Genomic DNA, 15891 nt, shown 5'->3' on the forward strand with positions numbered 1-15891 from the left:
ATTATCCTTAACGCTTAATAGGGTAGTGTACTGGTAATGTGATCTAATCGGATTTTGTAAGCTGCCTGCTCTTGGCTTTCTGCAATAAGATACTCCGCACCCTGCTCACATTGTAGGTTTAAACACCGTAATTTGAGGGTATACGTTTGGCCCTGATCTGACCATGTGAGCTTGTGTACCTCTTTCCGCATACATGCGAGCTCAAATCCGTCATATAAAGCACAATGAATAGGTTGATATTCTATGTTGTCAGACATTACTCTAACCCGATGTGATTTAGAAACCTGTAAACAAGAATAATATCTCAGTTCAGCGATGAACAGAGGGATAATCGATGAGATGTGAGATAAGTTTTGGATTTAGAGAAGAAACATCTACTTAAGTTGGCCAATATGAAGATGCCATTTGGTAAATATCAAGGCCGCGTGCTGCTAGATCTACCCGAAGAGTATCTATTGTGGTTTGCCCAGAAAGGGTTTCCCCACGGGGAGTTAGGCTCGTTGATGGAGTTGATGCTGGATATCCGGATCAATGGGTTAGAGTCAGTGCTTCAGCCTTTGCGGCAAACATCGAGGGTGCCCAAGCTGAGATGAATGTTATTGACCTGGATGCTTAAGGAACGATAAATCTTGTCGAACCTAAGCTTAAACCGAGCAATTACCGTTGGCCGAGGTGCGTCGATTTTCTTTGACCTTTGTAAAACCGATATAGGTATCGGTGGTGAATAGGGCGCACGAAGGTTCTAACATTAGTAGGAAATAGGTTTATAACTATGAAAAAAATCATGCGATCACTGAGTGTAGGTGTTTTGGTTTTTGTTTTGTTGCCCATTAGTAGTTATGGGGCAAAGCCTGAATGGGCAGGGAAAAAAGAGAATAAGGCAGATTATAAATCGTCCCATGTACATGAGGATAAAACGGGCCTTAATGCTGACTCACTTGTGAGTGAAGCAGAGACAATTTTAGAGGGCCTGTTTTCTACTGCTGAGCGGAAAACCATCTTAGATTATTATCGGTATGCGGAGTCGGATGCCCACCCTTATACAGGTAAACAGTGGGGGAAGAAAAAAGAGCTGCCTAAGGGGTTGCGTAAAAAGTTAGAAAGAGGAGGCGAGTTACCTCCGGGTTGGCAGAAGAAAGTTGCGCGGGGAGAGGTGTTGGATGTTGAGTTAAGGTACCAATCAACCTATCTACCAGAGTCCCTTTTATCTCGATTATCTAGAGAGCGTACTGCGACAGAAATTATTAAACTAAAAGATAAAATAATTCGAGTCAGCAAAGGTGAAGGTACTATTGTGGATATAATCGACCTTGCTGATCTCCTTATTCGAACGACAGAATAGTTAGCGACGCTTTCCATAAAAGAGCAAGCCGCTTTAAAGTCATTTTTTATGTGTTGTTAGGTTTTGTTATGACCCCAGCTATCGATATAGCCATTAAAGCAAACGTGCCCCATCAAGTGCATGAGTATAAACATGACCCAAACGCTGCGTCATATGGTACCGAAGCGGCTGAGGCGATAGGTATTGATCCTGCACGGGTGTTTAAAACCTTGCTGGTGGAGCTAAATGGCGACAATAAACGTCTCGCGGTGGGGGTTGTGCCTGTCTCTGGGCAGCTGGATCTTAAAGCGATCGCCAGTGCACTGAAGGTTAAGAAGGCAACCATGGCGCAGCCGAAAGATGCTGAGCGTGCAACAGGGTATGTTGTTGGGGGAATTAGTCCCTTGGGGCAGAAAAAACGCTTACCCTTGGTGCTGGATGATTCCGCTAGCTTGCATGAAACTATCTATATGAGCGCGGGCAAGCGAGGCTTAGAGATCGAGATGTCCGCTGCGGACTTGTTGACACTCACCCAAGGTATAAGCGCCGCAATTGGTCGGGAATAATCACGCAGCATGTCATATGAATAAAGTTGCCTTGGGAGATGTAGGCTTATCGCGAAAATAGAGTGTCCTTATATTATTGATCTTGAGGCGTCAGGCTTTGGTGTGGATAGCTACCCTATTGAGGTTGGCGTTGTATTGTCTGATGATGAGCGTTATTGCAGTTTGATCGCGCCTAAAGATGATTGGGTTCACTGGAGTGAGGAAGCGGAAACCTATCACAACATCCCGCGTAGTCAGCTTGTTCAATGTGGTAAACCGGTTGCTCAGGTGGCGAGTGAGTTGAATCGTTTCCTGTTTAATAAAACAGTATATAGCGATGGTTGGGGGGTAGACCAAACCTGGTTAATAAAGCTGTTTTATCGTGCCGGTATGCCGATGCAGTTTCGGGTGAGTGCTTTAGATATGATTTTATCTGAACCGCAGATGGCTATTTGGCATCAAGTTAAAACCGAGGTGGAGCAGGAGCTGAATATTGCACGTCATCGCGCGAGTCATGATGCGTTGATTATCCAGAAAACCTATATCAGAACGCTGGAAATGTGTCGATAAACGCACTGAGTGGTCGTTACAGTTGAGTGTAACGACCTGTGTTTTAAGCGCGCTTACCCTCGTGCGGAGTAATAATCCGAGCCGCTAATCTTAACTAAAATCACTGCCAAACATGGCACCTATTGCCGCAGTTAATTCGGGGCTACGGTCTTCATTTCTAAATTGCATGAGAATTAATGCGCGGAGCGCGGGCATAAACATAAGATCGGATAAAATCCGTGAGAAACCGGTTTGGCCGCTTTCACCTATGGCGAGTTTTTCTAGGAAAACCTGTAACAGCGTTGGCTCTTGCAAGCATTCGTGACAACGGGTTGCAATGGCGGTGATCACTTCAGGCTCAAGGGCGTAATCTGTATCAAGTATCTGTTTTATGAGGGCCATTTTTCGTGACGTTGTTGGGCCACTCGATAAGCCTCGTGTAAGTGCCGCTATATGATTGGCGTTAGCGGTACCTTGTGTCAGTGTTTGTTCCGCGCGAAGACATAAGGCTTCATACAGGCTGTGATCCGGTTGAATGCTTTCCAAACAGGTGCACAATACTTCAAAGGGGACGTCGGGAAGATGTGGAATCGCTTGCGTAATGACTTTGCTGTTGCTGCCTTTCTCATGACGTACGACTAAGTCTGCAATACCTTGAAAACCCAGCGATTGCCAATTATCAAACCCTATCTGGCCGGCAAAGTATTGTTGAGCGTGCTCAAAATATTGTGAGGCGGGCTCACTTGAGGTCAACGTCGAGTAGGCGTGAAATATCGCCATTTTCTCTTGATCGGGCTTAAAGGAAAAGGGGTTGTCTTTTAAGGCATCGTCAGGCACTTCGCCGCTTTGTTCGTGTTGCAGAACGCCGCCCGCATTTTTCAGTAAGCGTGAGAGTAAGTCGTCACGTACCGCTTGGATCAGAAACCCTTGCTCATCTAAGGGCAATTTAAGGAACCAGGCTGCGCCTTGCTGTTTGTTTTTAGGGTTCCATACCATTAACGCGACCCATGCATGTTGCAGGTAAGGGTAGGGATAAGGTGTTTGCTGGTTCTCAATTTTTTCAAACTGTTCGACGGAAAACTTCTGGACCCGACGACCCATATCAAAGAATCGGAATTGACCGCCACTTTGGCGTAGTAACTCTGTAAGCGAAGAAATTTGAGACATGATCAGCACCTAAATAAACAGGAGCGCAATTTTAGCAGCTTTAAGGGAATGAACAATAATACCTGTGACTACAACAGGTATTAGGTAGGATTAAATTAGACGATAACGAAGCGGTTTTTGCCGGATTTTTTTGCTTGGTACATCGCTTTGTCGGCTAAGTCGATAGCGTCTTTTGCCCCCGTTGTTTCGTCAGACAGCATATAAATGCCAATGCTGGCTGATATGGTGACGGTCTTATCCGCTAGGGTATAGTGGGTATTGAGGCTTTCGAGTAGTTTATGTGCAATGACGATCATCTGGTTGGATGATTCAATCTCGTTGATCAGTATTAAAAACTCATCCCCTCCAAGCCGTCCTAAAATATCAGCTCCCCGTATGATTTTTAGCATATTCTGGGTCAAATCTTTTAAACAGTGATCACCGAAATCGTGACCAAAGGTGTCGTTAATCTCTTTAAAGTTATCAATATCGATAAACATCAATGCGGCTTGAATTTTTTTACGGTGGACGGTGGAGAGTAACCGCTCTAATTGTTGCAGTAACAGCATCCGGTTAGGTAGACCGGTTAAGTGATCATGGCAGGCGAGGTGCTCTAACTCATCGTTCATTTTTTCCAGTAATTGGCTCTGTTTGGTTGTTGTCATAATGACATAGGTTGCAAACATAAAGCCGCCGGCGATAATGATGATCATGAATAGAATCATTTTAGAGAGGAGGTTGGCCATCTCTTCTGCTGAATGGTAACGGGAGTATTCATTTTGTGATTGCTGAAGTGCGATCATACTGTCTAATAAATTAGCGACTACAATCTGATTGGTCAGTACTTGGTTGAGTGATTGGGTGTGGTCTTTGTTGTCCTTTTTCTCTAATAGCTTATTGGCAAAGTCCCGTAAAATCGGTGCTCTTTTGTTGGTTTCTTTATCCAGCGTGGTCATTAAGTACGCTTCATCGGGGTCCATGTGCGAGGTTAGGATCAGCATTCTGGACTTATGATAGTTTGAACCGTGCTCATAGAACGCTTGTAAGGTTTCATCCCTTTCAAAGTAATCGTCTTGTAGGGCCATACGCCATAACAGAATGGCCCGCTCTCTCACCGCGACACGCATATCCATTGCTGCGCTCAATTGATTATCATTGTTTTTTGTTACATCAATTAACTCAGTTCTGATGTGGGAATATTGTAGGTAGGAGTAGATAGATGTGACCGTGAACGCGATGAAGATTACGACGAAGCCAAGGAAATAAAAGTAGGCTTTTACATTTCTCTGTCCTTGATTCATATAGTAGTCATCGCATCACGTATGAAGAGCGTGTTAACTGAATAGAGCGCTGACATTCCGCCCACTTTTATAAGGTCATCTATGTCAGTCTAGTTTGTTTTTTGAATGATGCATAAAATATGATCAAATATTAAAATCATTACCTATTATCTACGCATCAATAGAATATGTTAAAGGTGAGCGCTTGGGCTTTGATCCGGTGTATAAGTAATACGCTTCATCACAGGAAACGGGTGGTTGTACCGTTTTTACCTTTTTACAATGGCTGACGGGGTCATATGATCCGTGGTGTTAGACGATGTTTTGGAGACAGAGATCAGCATGGAAAAAACTGAGTGCAACGTACATGAGCCTGTCGCTCTGTATGAGGAAGGCCCATCTTATCACGTGATAGAAAAAGCGATTCATTTCTTGTCTAACCATGTGCAGGAGCAGCCATCCTTATCGGTGTTGTCTCAACATCTGGGGATTAGTGAAGGCCATCTTCAGCGTATGTTTACCCAGTGGGCAGGGGTCTCTCCAAAGCGGTTTATGCAATACCTCACTAAGGAGCGGGCAAAACACGCCCTGCGTCAGTCTAAGAGTGTATTAGATACGGCATTGGATGTTGGCTTGTCAGGGCCAGGCCGCTTGCATGATCTGTTAGTTAGTTGTGAGGCGATGACCCCGGGTGAAATAAAAGCATTAGGTGCGGGGTTAGAGGTTTTTCATGGTTACGGTGATTCGCCCTTTGGATCTGCCTATGTGGCTTGGACTGGACGGGGGATCTGTCATTTAATCTTTTCGGAAGGGCAGAGTGAGACCCATGAGCAGGCCCTCTTTCAGCGTTGGAGTGGTGCGTGTTTTACACGGGACGATCAGCAGGCGCAGGGGGTTATTAATACGATCTTTACCCTTAAAAAAGGCGATAAACCGTTGCATTTGTTACTTAAAGGGACAAATTTTCAACTTAAAGTCTGGGAAGCGTTGCTTCGGGTAGAGAGAGGTGCGTTAGTGTCCTACTCTCAGGTGGCGAAACTGATCGGCTCGCCTAACGCTTCGCGGGCGGTTGGCAGTGCGGTAGGGGCTAATAGCCTTGGTTTTCTCATACCTTGCCATCGTGTTATTCGTGAGACAGGGGAGATGGGGCATTATCGTTGGGGTATAGATAGAAAAGCGGCTATCCTCGGATGGGAAGCCGCTCAATCGGATGCAGATGACTAATGTATGAGCGCGATAACAAAGCGCTGTTTACTTTAACCAGCTGTCGAGTTCGTTGATATCTTCTGGACTCAGGGTGCCCAGCTGTTGCTTAAAGGTAATTAGGTTTTGTACAAAATCAAATCGCGCAGAAGCATAATCCCGTTGGGATGAATACAGTTGTTGCTCGGCTTGAAGCACATCGACAACATTACGTGTACCCACGTTGTAGCCTTCTTCTGTGGCTTGTAATGCGGTCTCGCTAGATTTGATGCTTTGTTTAAGGGCTTGGACACTGAGCGCGCCTGTACGTAAGTTACGTAGAAGGCTGCGGGTTGATTGTGTGACCGCTCTTAAGGTGTCATCCCGATTAAACTGGCTTTGTACAAGTCGTTGTTCCAGCTCTCTTGATTTTGAACTGACAGAGCCGCCGGAAAAGAGAGGGACTGATAAGGTTAAGCCAATGGAGCTTGTATCGCTACCATCATTGCTGACCGATGTACCTTCATCATAATCGTAATTAGCCGTTAGGTTTAATGTAGGGTAGTGACCTGCATGGCCGGCTTGTGCTGCGCGACGGGCTGCCTCAGTGGAGAGGTTAGCAATTTTTAAATTTAAATTGCTGGTCATCGCTTTGTCGAGCCAAGGCTGGGCTTGTGCGGGTGACGGTTCTTCAATGGGGTAATCGTTGGACAGCTGTGCGATGACATCAAAGCTTTTACCGGTCAGCCTTGCTAGCTCTTCATAGCTATTATCTAAGTCACCTTCAGCAGCGATACGTGCTACGCGGGCATTATCGTAAGAGGCTTGAGCTTCTTGAACATCGGTATTGGCAATTAAACCGACTTCAAACTGCGCGTTAACTTGGTCTAAACGGCGCTTAATGGCGCGCTCTTGAGCTTCTGATGTTTGTAGCTCACTTTTTGCGCGTAAAACGCTGAGGTAGGCTTCAACTGTGCGGCTAATAAGTGTTTGTTGCTCAAGGTCAAACTGCAGAGCGGCTTGTTGCGATAACACTTTACCTTGTTTAAAGGTAAACCAAGACGCGGCATTAAACACCGGCTGGGTTAACGATAAGGTATAACCGTGATTGTTATAATTAGCCGTGTCGCTATCAATCGACTTTGTGCTCGCATCTAGGCTTAAATTAGGTAGAAGAGAGGCACGGCTCTGTGCCTCGATCTCTTTATCTGCATTGTAAGCTGCTTCAGCCGCTTTCAATTGCGGATCATTCGCTAATGCCAGTTGATATATATCAGCGAGTTGCCCAGCGTTGACTTGGCTCGTCAGCGCCACACTGACGGCTAATGTTAGGCAAGAAGCTTGTAGGAATTGTTTGGTTTTCATGCAATGAACGTCCTTAAACCTGTTCAGGCTGAACTTCTTTAAAAGTTCGCTTACCTAAATAACTGTAAACTGTAGGAATGACAAATAATGTTAATAGTGTACCAAATGTCATCCCGCCGACAATAACCCAACCTATCTGTTGACGTGATTCTGCACCGGCACCAAAAGCAAAAGCAAGTGGAACGGTGCCTAATACAGTCGCGCCTGTTGTCATTAGGATTGGGCGTAAGCGTAGGGAAGCTGCTTCTAAAATTGAAGCTTGCAGCTCTTTCCCTTGGTCTTGTAGTTGGTTAGCAAACTCAACTATCAAAATTCCGTGTTTAGTGACCAATCCGACTAAGGTGATTAAGCCTATTTGGCTGTATACGCTGAGTGAACCGCCGCTGTAGTGTAACGCAAACAGTGCGCCAAAGATCGCAGGGGGAACCGATAGCATAATAATCATTGGATTTTTAAAGCTTTCAAACTGCGCCGCAAGCACTAAGAATACAACAACCAGGGCCAGTATAAAGGTGACCTGCATGCTGCTGCTTGAGGATTTGAACTCTCGCGAGGAGCCGGTGTAATCAAAAGAGGCTTGGGGAGCAATATGGGCCAACTCTTTCTCAAGAAACGCCAGTGCTTCACCTAAACTGTAATCCGGTGCCAGCTGAGTTTGTATTTTAACCGCTTTAACTTTATCAAAGTGGTTAAGTTCTCGTGGCGCTACGGTTTCGTTGATCTCAACTAAGTTTGAGAGTTGGACCATATCACCACTGCCGGTGCGCATATAGAGGTCGGTGAGATCACTTGGGTCACGACGTTGCTCATCGTCTGCTTTAACAATGACTTCGTACTGCTCGCCTAAGCGCTTAAAGCGGGTGACTTCACGTCCTGCCATGTAGGTTTCTAAGGTGCGGCCTAAATCTGAGACATCAACGCCCATATCTGACAACTTGTCACGTTTCACATTGATCTGCAGTTCAGGTTTATTGAGTTTCAGATCCGAATCCGGTTGGGCAAAGCCTTTGTTCTCATACACCTTTGCCATTAACTGGTCGGTGATGCGTTTTAAGTCATCATAGGTGCCGTTTGTTTTGACAATAAATTCAACGGGACGGGAGATAAAGCTCTGTCCTAACGAGGGACGGTTCAGGGAGAAGCTCATAATGCCCGGAATACCACCAAACAGCTTAGGCGTTTGTTCGAGTACGATCGCTTGCTGTTTTTTGTCGCGCTCCTCCCAGCGTTTAAGGCCTTGGAAGACTAAGGCGTTAGTTTCGGACGGAAAGCCGACAACGGTAAAGTATCGATCGGTTTCTGGCGTTTTACTGATAGTCGCTTCAATCTGGCGTGTATAGCGATCGATATAATCGACTGATGAGCCATCTGGCGCGAGGGCAAAGTTGAGTATTGTACCCCGGTCTTCATAAGGGGCTAACTCTTGTGGTAACTGTAAGTAATAGAAGGTAGCGCCGGCAAAGCTTAACAGCATAATCAGTATGGCGAGTAAGCGCGATTTAAGTAGTTTTCCTAACGCGCGTTCGTAACCACGGGTGACCGCGACTAATAAGCCTTCAATTAAATTGAAAAAGGTGGAGTGACGCTTTTCGTGCTTAAGTAAACGTGAGCACATCATCGGTGATAAGGTGAGTGCCACAAAGGTGGAGACCACAACGGCGCCAGCCAGTGTTAATGCAAATTCGGTAAAGAGTTTGCCCGTACGACCTTCTGAAAACGCCACCGGTGCAAAGACCGCGACAAGTACAATGGTTGTGGCTAATACCGCAAAGCCGATCTCTTTTGCGCCTTTAAAGGCGGCTTGGATGGGGTCTAATCCATCTTCCACATGGCGGTAAATGTTTTCCAGCATCACAATTGCATCATCGACAACCAGGCCTATCGCTAGCACGAGTGCGAGCAAGGTTAGGGTGTTGATGCTGAAATCCATCCAATACATCATGGCTAATGCGCCGATTAATGATAAAGGAATAGTAACCACTGGGATTAAGGTTGCGCGTATATTTCTTAAAAAGAAAAGTAGAACAAAGATGACGAGAATACCGGCCTGTATCAGTGTCTGATAGACCGATTTAATGGACTCTTCAATAAAGATGGAGGAGTCATACGCCACTTCAACGCTCATGCCTTCAGGTAGGGTTGGTTTTACTCTGTCCAGCGTTGCGCGAATCCCTTTAGAAACATCGAGGGGGTTAGCGGTCGATTGTTTTACGACACCCAGTGCAACGGCATTTTCACCTTTATAGCGGGTGATACGGCGTATGTTCTCAGGGGCGATCTCTACTCGAGCAACATCTTGAATACGTACAGGGTAGCCGTCTGCATTGCGAATAATAATCCGCTTAAAGGCGTCAACATCGTTTACATCGGTTTTGGCGAGCAGAGTGAACTCTCGCTCCTTACTTTCTATACGGCCAGCCGGTATCTCAATATTTTGATGGCTTAATGCCGTTTCGATATCACTTGGAATAACCTTGTAAGCGGCCATTCGTGCAGGGTCGAGCCATATTCGCATGGAGTATTTACGCTCACCAAAGATTCTGACGTTTGCAACCCCGGAGACTGTTTGCAGCTGATCTTTAACGCGCTGATCTGCAATCTCCGTGACCTCCATCATATCGTGGCGGTCGGAGTTAAAGGCTAACCAGATAATAGGTTGGGCATCCGCTTCCGTTTTGGTGACGACTGGTGGGTCTATATCATCAGGTAGTTGGCCGGTAATACGACTGACACGGTCGCGCACATCGGCTGCGGCAGCATTCGGTTCGCGATCGATATTAAAGGTGATACTGATCTGTGATTTTTCGGTACGGCTGATCGAATTCATGAAATCGATCCCCTCAATACCCGATAACGAATCTTCAATGATTTGCGTTACTTGGGTTTCAATAATTGAGGCGCTTGCACCGGGGTAAGTGGTTTCAACCGTCACAACCGGTAGATCGATTTTAGGGTATTCACGTACGGATAAGCGGTCATATGAGATAAAACCGATGAGCAAGATTAATAAGCTCATCACCGTCGCGAGTACAGGGCGTTTTATGCTGATTTCTGAAAGAACCATAATGGATTAACCCTGTTTCGCCGTTGCGTTTTCTTTTTGGCTACCATCAACAAAGATGGGGGTCACTGGCATACCGGGCTTGAGTTTGATCTGCCCTGCAATAATCAGAATATCACCCGCGCTGAGTCCTTCAATGATCTGTACAACCCCCGGACGACGTTGCCCCATTTTGACGGGAATCATATTAACTTTATGGTCTTCAGTGACGGTCATTACAAAGAACTGGCCGTCTTTGGGAACAATGGCTTGCTCAGGTATAACAACGGTTTCTTGCTGGTCCACAAGTAGAGAGGCTTGTGCAAATAGGCCGGGTCTCAGTTTGCCGTCATTATTAGGAATCTCTGCACGGATTTCGATGTTATGGGCATTGCTGTCTGAGCTAGGTGAGATCGCTGAGAGTTTGCCTTTAATCACTTCGCCGGGTAGGGCGTCGACTTGAATCTCAATGACGCGGCCTATTTGTAGCTCGGATAGGTAGATTTCAGGAAACTTTAGATCAAGTTTTAATGTGCTGTAATCGGTCAGTTTTACTAAACTTTCGCCCTGGTTTACAAAATCACCGGGGCTGACTAAGCGCAAACCTGTGTAACCGGTAAAAGGCGCCTTGATGGTCATTTTATCCAGCTTGGCTTGTGCCAATGCTTGGTGTGCTTGGTCAACACGTAGTTGCGCTAATGTGCTGTCACGATCTTGGGCCGAGCCTACTTTTTTACTTAATAGGCTTTTCGCGCGTTCATAGTCAACACGGCTCAACTGAACACTGGCTTGGGCTGATTTAAGCTCGGCCATGTAGACGGAGCTGTCTAAAATGAAGAGCGGTTTGCCTTGCTCTACTTTTTCGCCTTCAGTGAATAGTATTTTTTCAATACGACCGCTTTGTTCGGGTCGTAACATGACAGATTCATTCGCTCTTAAATTACCTACAGCAGAGATTTTTTTATCTAAGAGAGAGTTGGAAACGGTCACTACTTCAGCGGGAAGCCCTTGAGCATAGGCGGCTACAGGGAGTAGGGTAAAAATTAACGCCGCGAGCGTTAAGTAATGTTTTTTTAGCATGCACATTATTGTTATATCTCTGATGCAGATTTGTAAGGAGCTATTGTAGCGGGATCAAGTGACGCCACAATGTTTTATAATGTCAAGAATTGCAACAATCTGTTCTTGAATCCCCATTAGTTCGTCTTAGTGACAGAGCAAAACCAGCCGGTCGGTTTGTATTAAAGGTATATAGATACAATGATACCGATGGCATAGGGACATAGCAGACTAACAAACTCTACCTAAGAGTTGTAGGTGTTTTTCTAGGCGCATGGGTGGGAAATTCTTATATATCAGACTGTTGCAGTGCGCGTTGTTCCGTTTGCATCTCTTCAAGTATCCAATCTCTAAACGCCTGCATGCTTTCGGTGAGAGGGCGTCCTTTTTGATAAACCAAGTAGAACGACTTTTGTGTATCTAAGGATATATCCAGTGGGCAGATGAGTTGTCCATATTCCAGTTCCCGTTCAGCAAGGCCGCGGTCAGCCAAGGTGATGCCTAAGCCCTCCATTGCTGCACCTAATGCTAGTGATGTACTGGAAAACGTCATGCTACGTGCCTTCTCTATTTTGTTAACGCCGTTTTGTTCTAGCAGGGATTGCCACTCGGTATCCCGTTTAGATATGTGGATAAGTGTGTGCTGTAGAAGATCTTCAGTTGATTCTATGCTGGCTTTTCCCTGCAAAAGTTTGGGGCTGCATACGGGGACTAAGTGTACGTTGCGTAATAGGTGGTAGTGGAGATCAGGCCAGTTGCCATCACCATAAAACACGGCCATATCCATATCGCTGTAGCGAAAATCGATCTGGCTCATTGATGCGGTTAATCGAAGTTCCACATCTGGGCTGAGGGACTGAAAGTGATTGATTCTGGGTACGAGCCAGCGGGTTAGGAACGCGGGCGCTACGCTTAAATTGACGATATTTGAATTAGGGACCGTCATCATTTTTTTTGTAGCGTCATCTATTTCATCTAACGCGGACTGAATGGCGAGAAGGTAGCGCTCACCCGGCGGGGTTAATTTCACCTGGCGTTTAATACGCTCAAAAAGTTGCACGCCTAAAAATGCTTCCAGACTTTTTATCTGGTGGCTAACGGCTGAGGGGGTAACAAATAGCTCCTCGGCTGCTTTATTAAAGCTACCTGTGCGGGCGGCTGCTTCAAAACTGCGTAGCGCATTAAGGGGGGGGAGGCGTCTGATAGTAATCTCCTATAGATTAGATAAATTCATCTATTTAGTGAAAAACAGTCGTTTGTTAATCTTCTCGATAGACTTTAGTATGTACTTCATCGTTAATCAACAGCAGATATGTTTCTCTTTAATTACAGTAAGTTATTTTTTATATGTGATTTTGTTGAGTGAATATACGTGTTCGATTGGCGGGGCTTCTTTTAATGTTTTGTTGATTTAATTTGGTGTATGTGTGAATAACGAATCGGAAATGTCAGTACGTCTTAATGCTTGCGGTGATGTAGATACTGCGTATTACATCGCGTTAGCCCATAAGCAGCGTGGCGAAGTGTTCGCCGGTGCATTTAGGGCTGTAGCCGCTTCTGTTAAGGCGTTGTTGAGGTCTTCTCATTCAAACCGCCTGTCGGTGCCTACATATACGTACTAAGCCTTATTTTAGTAACATCCTGTTATTTTGCCCGCTTTTTAAGCGGGCTTTTTTATGGCTGACATTTATAGTTTGAATGCGGTGATGATGCTTTTCAGTTGATCGGAGAGTTCGCTCATCTGACCACACGCTTTTGCTGTTTCGTCTGCGCCTTGGGCGGTTAGTTTGCTGGCTTGGTTTACCTGTGAGATACGGTCCTTGATGTTGAGTGCGTTGTTCGATTGCTCATCGGAGTAATGTGTAATGCGCTGGTTCATGTTTGAGATTGTTGATACGGATTCCGTTATCTCATTAAGTGCTGAACTGATCGCTTTTGACTGAGATACGGTTTGTTCCGCTTGCTGTGCACTTTGGTTCATTTCAATAACAGCGCTGTCGACCCCTTTTTTAAACTCATTGAGCATGTTTTCTATCTCCTCTGTTGAGCTGTGTGTACGCTGGGCTAAGTTGCGTACTTCATCAGCAACAACGGCAAAGCCGCGTCCTTTATCACCTGCGCGTGCGGCTTCGATCGCCGCGTTAAGGGCTAGCAGGTTTGTTTGTTCGGCAATGGCTTTGATGACATCGAGGACTTTAACGATATTACTGCTTTTGGCTGCTAAGTGGTCAATTGAGCGGCTAGATTCTGTTAAATGCGCTGAAAACTGTTCTATTTGGTCGAGTGCGGATTGAACATGCGCGTTGCTTTTAGTGGCTAGCGCATTGGCTTGAGACGCTTCATGGGAGGCGTTGTTGATTTCATGACTTATCCTTTCTGCAAGGGCGGACATCTCGTTAATAATGAGGGTTATTTCTGTCGTTTGCTGTTTTTGCTGTTGTGCTGAATGACTGGAGTTCTGCGCGGTGATATCTAAGCGTGTAGATTGTTCATCTACACTCGTAGCCGTAAGTTTTACCTGTTCTATCAGTAGGTGAATGCGTTGTCTCATCTCGTTAAATTGAGTGCTGAGTTGAGCCATCTCATCTTTTGATTGTGGGGTTAATGCTGCGGTCAAATCGCCCTGCGCGATGCGTTGGGCGGCGTTGAGCACGACTTTCATATTCCGTTGCACCGAAATATTAAACCCTAGATAGAAGTATGCGGCTAATAGCATAATTAAGGTGATGGCGGCGATGAGACTGTATAGCTTGTGGGTTTGTTGTGATAGGCGTTGCTCTAGTAGTAAGGCCGCATAGTCTAGGGCGTACTCTGAAAACTGAAATAGTGGTTGCAGGTTGTGCGCGGAGGCGTCGAAGAAATCCTCCCACGTCTGCGCCATGGCTTCGCCGATAATAATCTCCCTGTCGAGCTTGTCAGCGAAGTCTCGAACGGCTTGGTGGGCGGCGTGGCTCCGGGTTATAAACGTGGGGTCGATTGTTTTTAGTTGTGCCAGCTTTTCGGTACTGGCTTCCAATGCTGATGCCTGGGTTTGTAGGTGGTCATAAAGTTGATTTAAATGGTCAAGTGCGGCAGAGCCCAGATAGCCGGTGATGAGGCCGTGCCCTACGTAGTCCCTTGTGGCGCCGAAATAGTCTAATGTGGCGGGGACTTCCTCCAGCATTATACGTAAGATCATGTAGATACGCGTGTCGATGTCACGGGTTATGCCTGACTTAAAGCTCGCGTCTTTGCTGGCGGTTATCAGTGTTAAGGGAAGTTGGTTGAAGTGTTGAAAACGATTTTCAAGCTCTAAGCCTAAGGTTGAGTATTGGCTTGTTTCTATCTCTTTCCATAAACTCGCAAGGTTCGATTCGGTGCTCAGTTTTCTGGTGATCTTATCGCTCAGTGCGGTTTTTTGTTGTTGGTAGATTTGCGGTATTTCTGTGTTTAAAAAGCCGGTAATAAAGCGTAGGTCTCGGTACTCGGTAAAGGCGTTTAATAGCTGGTAATCACTGCTGAGTTTATTGATGGCGGCCAGTCTATGATTTGTGTCGGTAATATCGGCTTTTAAATGCTGAATTTGAACTGCGCAGAGCAGGGCTAATGGCAGGGTAAATACGGTACTAACTAATATAAACTTGTATAGGTAGGGCAGCCTGTCCATTAGTTTAATAATAGGGGTGAGGATGAATATCACTGGAGCGCTCCTGTTGCCGTTCATTATTGTTATTTTTAAACGTGATCGCATTAGGCCAATGGCAAACCATTGTTCGATGCTAATAATTTAAAGGTCAAACGGAGCGGAGTCAGTGACAGAAAGCGGGTAATCTAATAACAAATTTATTCACTCGAGGGTGGGCGCTTCTTAACATAGAGTACTTTTTTAACACGGGCGATTAAGCTGTTGTCGCTATCAATAATCGCTATGTGGAATTCAGGGAACTGTTTTTTACCCGTATTGGCTAGGGCTTTAATACGTTCTATTTCAGTATCATCCACCTGAATCTGTGCAGTTATCTTTTTTCGGGTAGCTTTGATAAATTCAATTTCAGCTGCGCTATCCCATACCCAGTATTCCTTACCGAGTTTTTTCATCAGGATTAGCATGATATGTGGGTCGATCATGGAATAGATGCTACCGCCAAAGTGGGTGCCGACGGCGTTGCGGTTGTACCAGCGTACTTTCATTGATGCGGTAATCTGATTCCAGTTGGGAGAGATGTGTTCAACTTTTATACCTGCGCCGATGTAGGGCGGATATAGGTTGAGTAAGTGCTTCATTGTGTTTGCTGACAGCTTCATAGGTGCGCTCAAAAGGAGAAACAGTAGCGTTTTATTGTTAGGTCAGCAGGGCGGTGTGTCAGTAACAGAAAAGATTTATTTTGCTGACTGAATCGTTCACTGGGGAAAGGTACGTAAATA

Annotated in this window: 15 protein-coding genes; 6 read left to right on the top strand and 9 right to left on the bottom strand. The window is 45.6% G+C overall.

What is annotated here, in order from left to right; translation table 11 throughout:
* Positions 1-14: 14 nt before the first annotated feature.
* A complete protein-coding gene (locus A3773_RS03785; RefSeq protein WP_067983241.1) occupies positions 15-257 on the bottom strand; it encodes a Rho-binding antiterminator in 243 nt (80 codons plus the stop codon).
* A gap of 96 nt (positions 258-353) precedes the next feature.
* Between A3773_RS03785 and A3773_RS03790 the strand changes: the two genes are divergently transcribed.
* The 4 genes from A3773_RS03790 (at position 354) to A3773_RS03805 (ending at position 2436) form a co-directional block, all read left to right on the top strand.
* The gene (locus tag A3773_RS03790) at positions 354-593 is read left to right on the top strand and encodes a DUF3820 family protein (protein WP_075109474.1); all 240 of its coding nucleotides are present in this window, start codon (positions 354-356) and stop codon (positions 591-593) included.
* A gap of 179 nt (positions 594-772) precedes the next feature.
* Positions 773-1342 (top strand): hypothetical protein, encoded by a 570-nt coding sequence (locus A3773_RS03795; RefSeq protein ID WP_067983243.1) that lies wholly within the window; start codon positions 773-775, stop codon positions 1340-1342.
* Positions 1343-1410: 68 nt separating this feature from the next.
* Positions 1411-1887, top strand: coding sequence for a Cys-tRNA(Pro) deacylase (ybaK, locus tag A3773_RS03800; RefSeq protein WP_067983246.1), 477 nt, complete (start codon positions 1411-1413; stop codon positions 1885-1887).
* A 102-nt stretch (positions 1888-1989) separates the two neighbouring features.
* On the top strand, positions 1990-2436 hold the full coding sequence (locus A3773_RS03805; RefSeq protein ID WP_231902137.1) for a 3'-5' exonuclease family protein: 447 nt from the start codon (positions 1990-1992) through the stop codon (positions 2434-2436).
* A 90-nt stretch (positions 2437-2526) separates the two neighbouring features.
* On the opposite strand, the gene A3773_RS03810 is transcribed toward A3773_RS03805, so the two are convergent.
* Together A3773_RS03810 and A3773_RS03815 are read right to left on the bottom strand one after the other, a co-directional pair.
* Entirely contained in the window at positions 2527-3582 is a 1056-nt protein-coding gene (locus A3773_RS03810; protein WP_067983251.1) for a DUF3549 family protein, read from the bottom strand.
* Between the two features lie 95 nt (positions 3583-3677).
* Entirely contained in the window at positions 3678-4862 is a 1185-nt protein-coding gene (locus tag A3773_RS03815; protein ID WP_082800541.1) for a GGDEF domain-containing protein, read from the bottom strand.
* 321 nt (positions 4863-5183) lie between these two features.
* Between A3773_RS03815 and A3773_RS03820 the strand changes: the two genes are divergently transcribed.
* Positions 5184-6065, top strand: coding sequence for a methylated-DNA--[protein]-cysteine S-methyltransferase (locus A3773_RS03820; protein ID WP_082800542.1), 882 nt, complete (start codon positions 5184-5186; stop codon positions 6063-6065).
* A gap of 27 nt (positions 6066-6092) precedes the next feature.
* Here A3773_RS03820 and A3773_RS03825 read toward each other — a convergent pair whose 3' ends face one another.
* From A3773_RS03825 to gcvA, 4 genes are all read right to left on the bottom strand, one after another.
* Positions 6093-7388, bottom strand: a complete 1296-nt coding sequence (locus A3773_RS03825) for a TolC family outer membrane protein (protein ID WP_067983255.1) — start codon at positions 7386-7388, stop codon at positions 6093-6095.
* Positions 7389-7401: 13 nt separating this feature from the next.
* Positions 7402-10452, bottom strand: a complete 3051-nt coding sequence (locus tag A3773_RS03830; RefSeq protein ID WP_067983257.1) for an efflux RND transporter permease subunit — start codon at positions 10450-10452, stop codon at positions 7402-7404.
* Positions 10453-10458: 6 nt separating this feature from the next.
* Complete coding sequence (locus tag A3773_RS03835) at positions 10459-11514, bottom strand: efflux RND transporter periplasmic adaptor subunit (RefSeq protein ID WP_067983259.1); 1056 nt, start codon at positions 11512-11514, stop codon at positions 10459-10461.
* 262 nt (positions 11515-11776) lie between these two features.
* The gene (gcvA, locus tag A3773_RS03840; RefSeq protein WP_331709166.1) at positions 11777-12697 is read right to left on the bottom strand and encodes a transcriptional regulator GcvA; all 921 of its coding nucleotides are present in this window, start codon (positions 12695-12697) and stop codon (positions 11777-11779) included.
* Positions 12698-12914: 217 nt separating this feature from the next.
* Here gcvA and A3773_RS17775 point away from each other — a divergent pair, with 217 nt between their 5' ends.
* A complete protein-coding gene (locus A3773_RS17775) occupies positions 12915-13109 on the top strand; it encodes an RSP_7527 family protein (RefSeq protein WP_156473432.1) in 195 nt (64 codons plus the stop codon).
* A gap of 65 nt (positions 13110-13174) precedes the next feature.
* Here the strand turns inward: A3773_RS17775 and A3773_RS03845 are convergent, their stop codons facing one another.
* On the bottom strand, positions 13175-15166 hold the full coding sequence (locus A3773_RS03845) for a methyl-accepting chemotaxis protein (RefSeq protein WP_067983263.1): 1992 nt from the start codon (positions 15164-15166) through the stop codon (positions 13175-13177).
* Between the two features lie 143 nt (positions 15167-15309).
* Positions 15310-15771, bottom strand: a complete 462-nt coding sequence (locus A3773_RS03850; RefSeq protein ID WP_067983265.1) for a DUF4442 domain-containing protein — start codon at positions 15769-15771, stop codon at positions 15310-15312.
* Positions 15772-15891: the final 120 nt, after the last annotated feature.

The organism is Neptuniibacter pectenicola, from assembly GCF_001597735.1.
Lineage (GTDB): Bacteria > Pseudomonadota > Gammaproteobacteria > Pseudomonadales > Balneatricaceae > Neptuniibacter > Neptuniibacter pectenicola.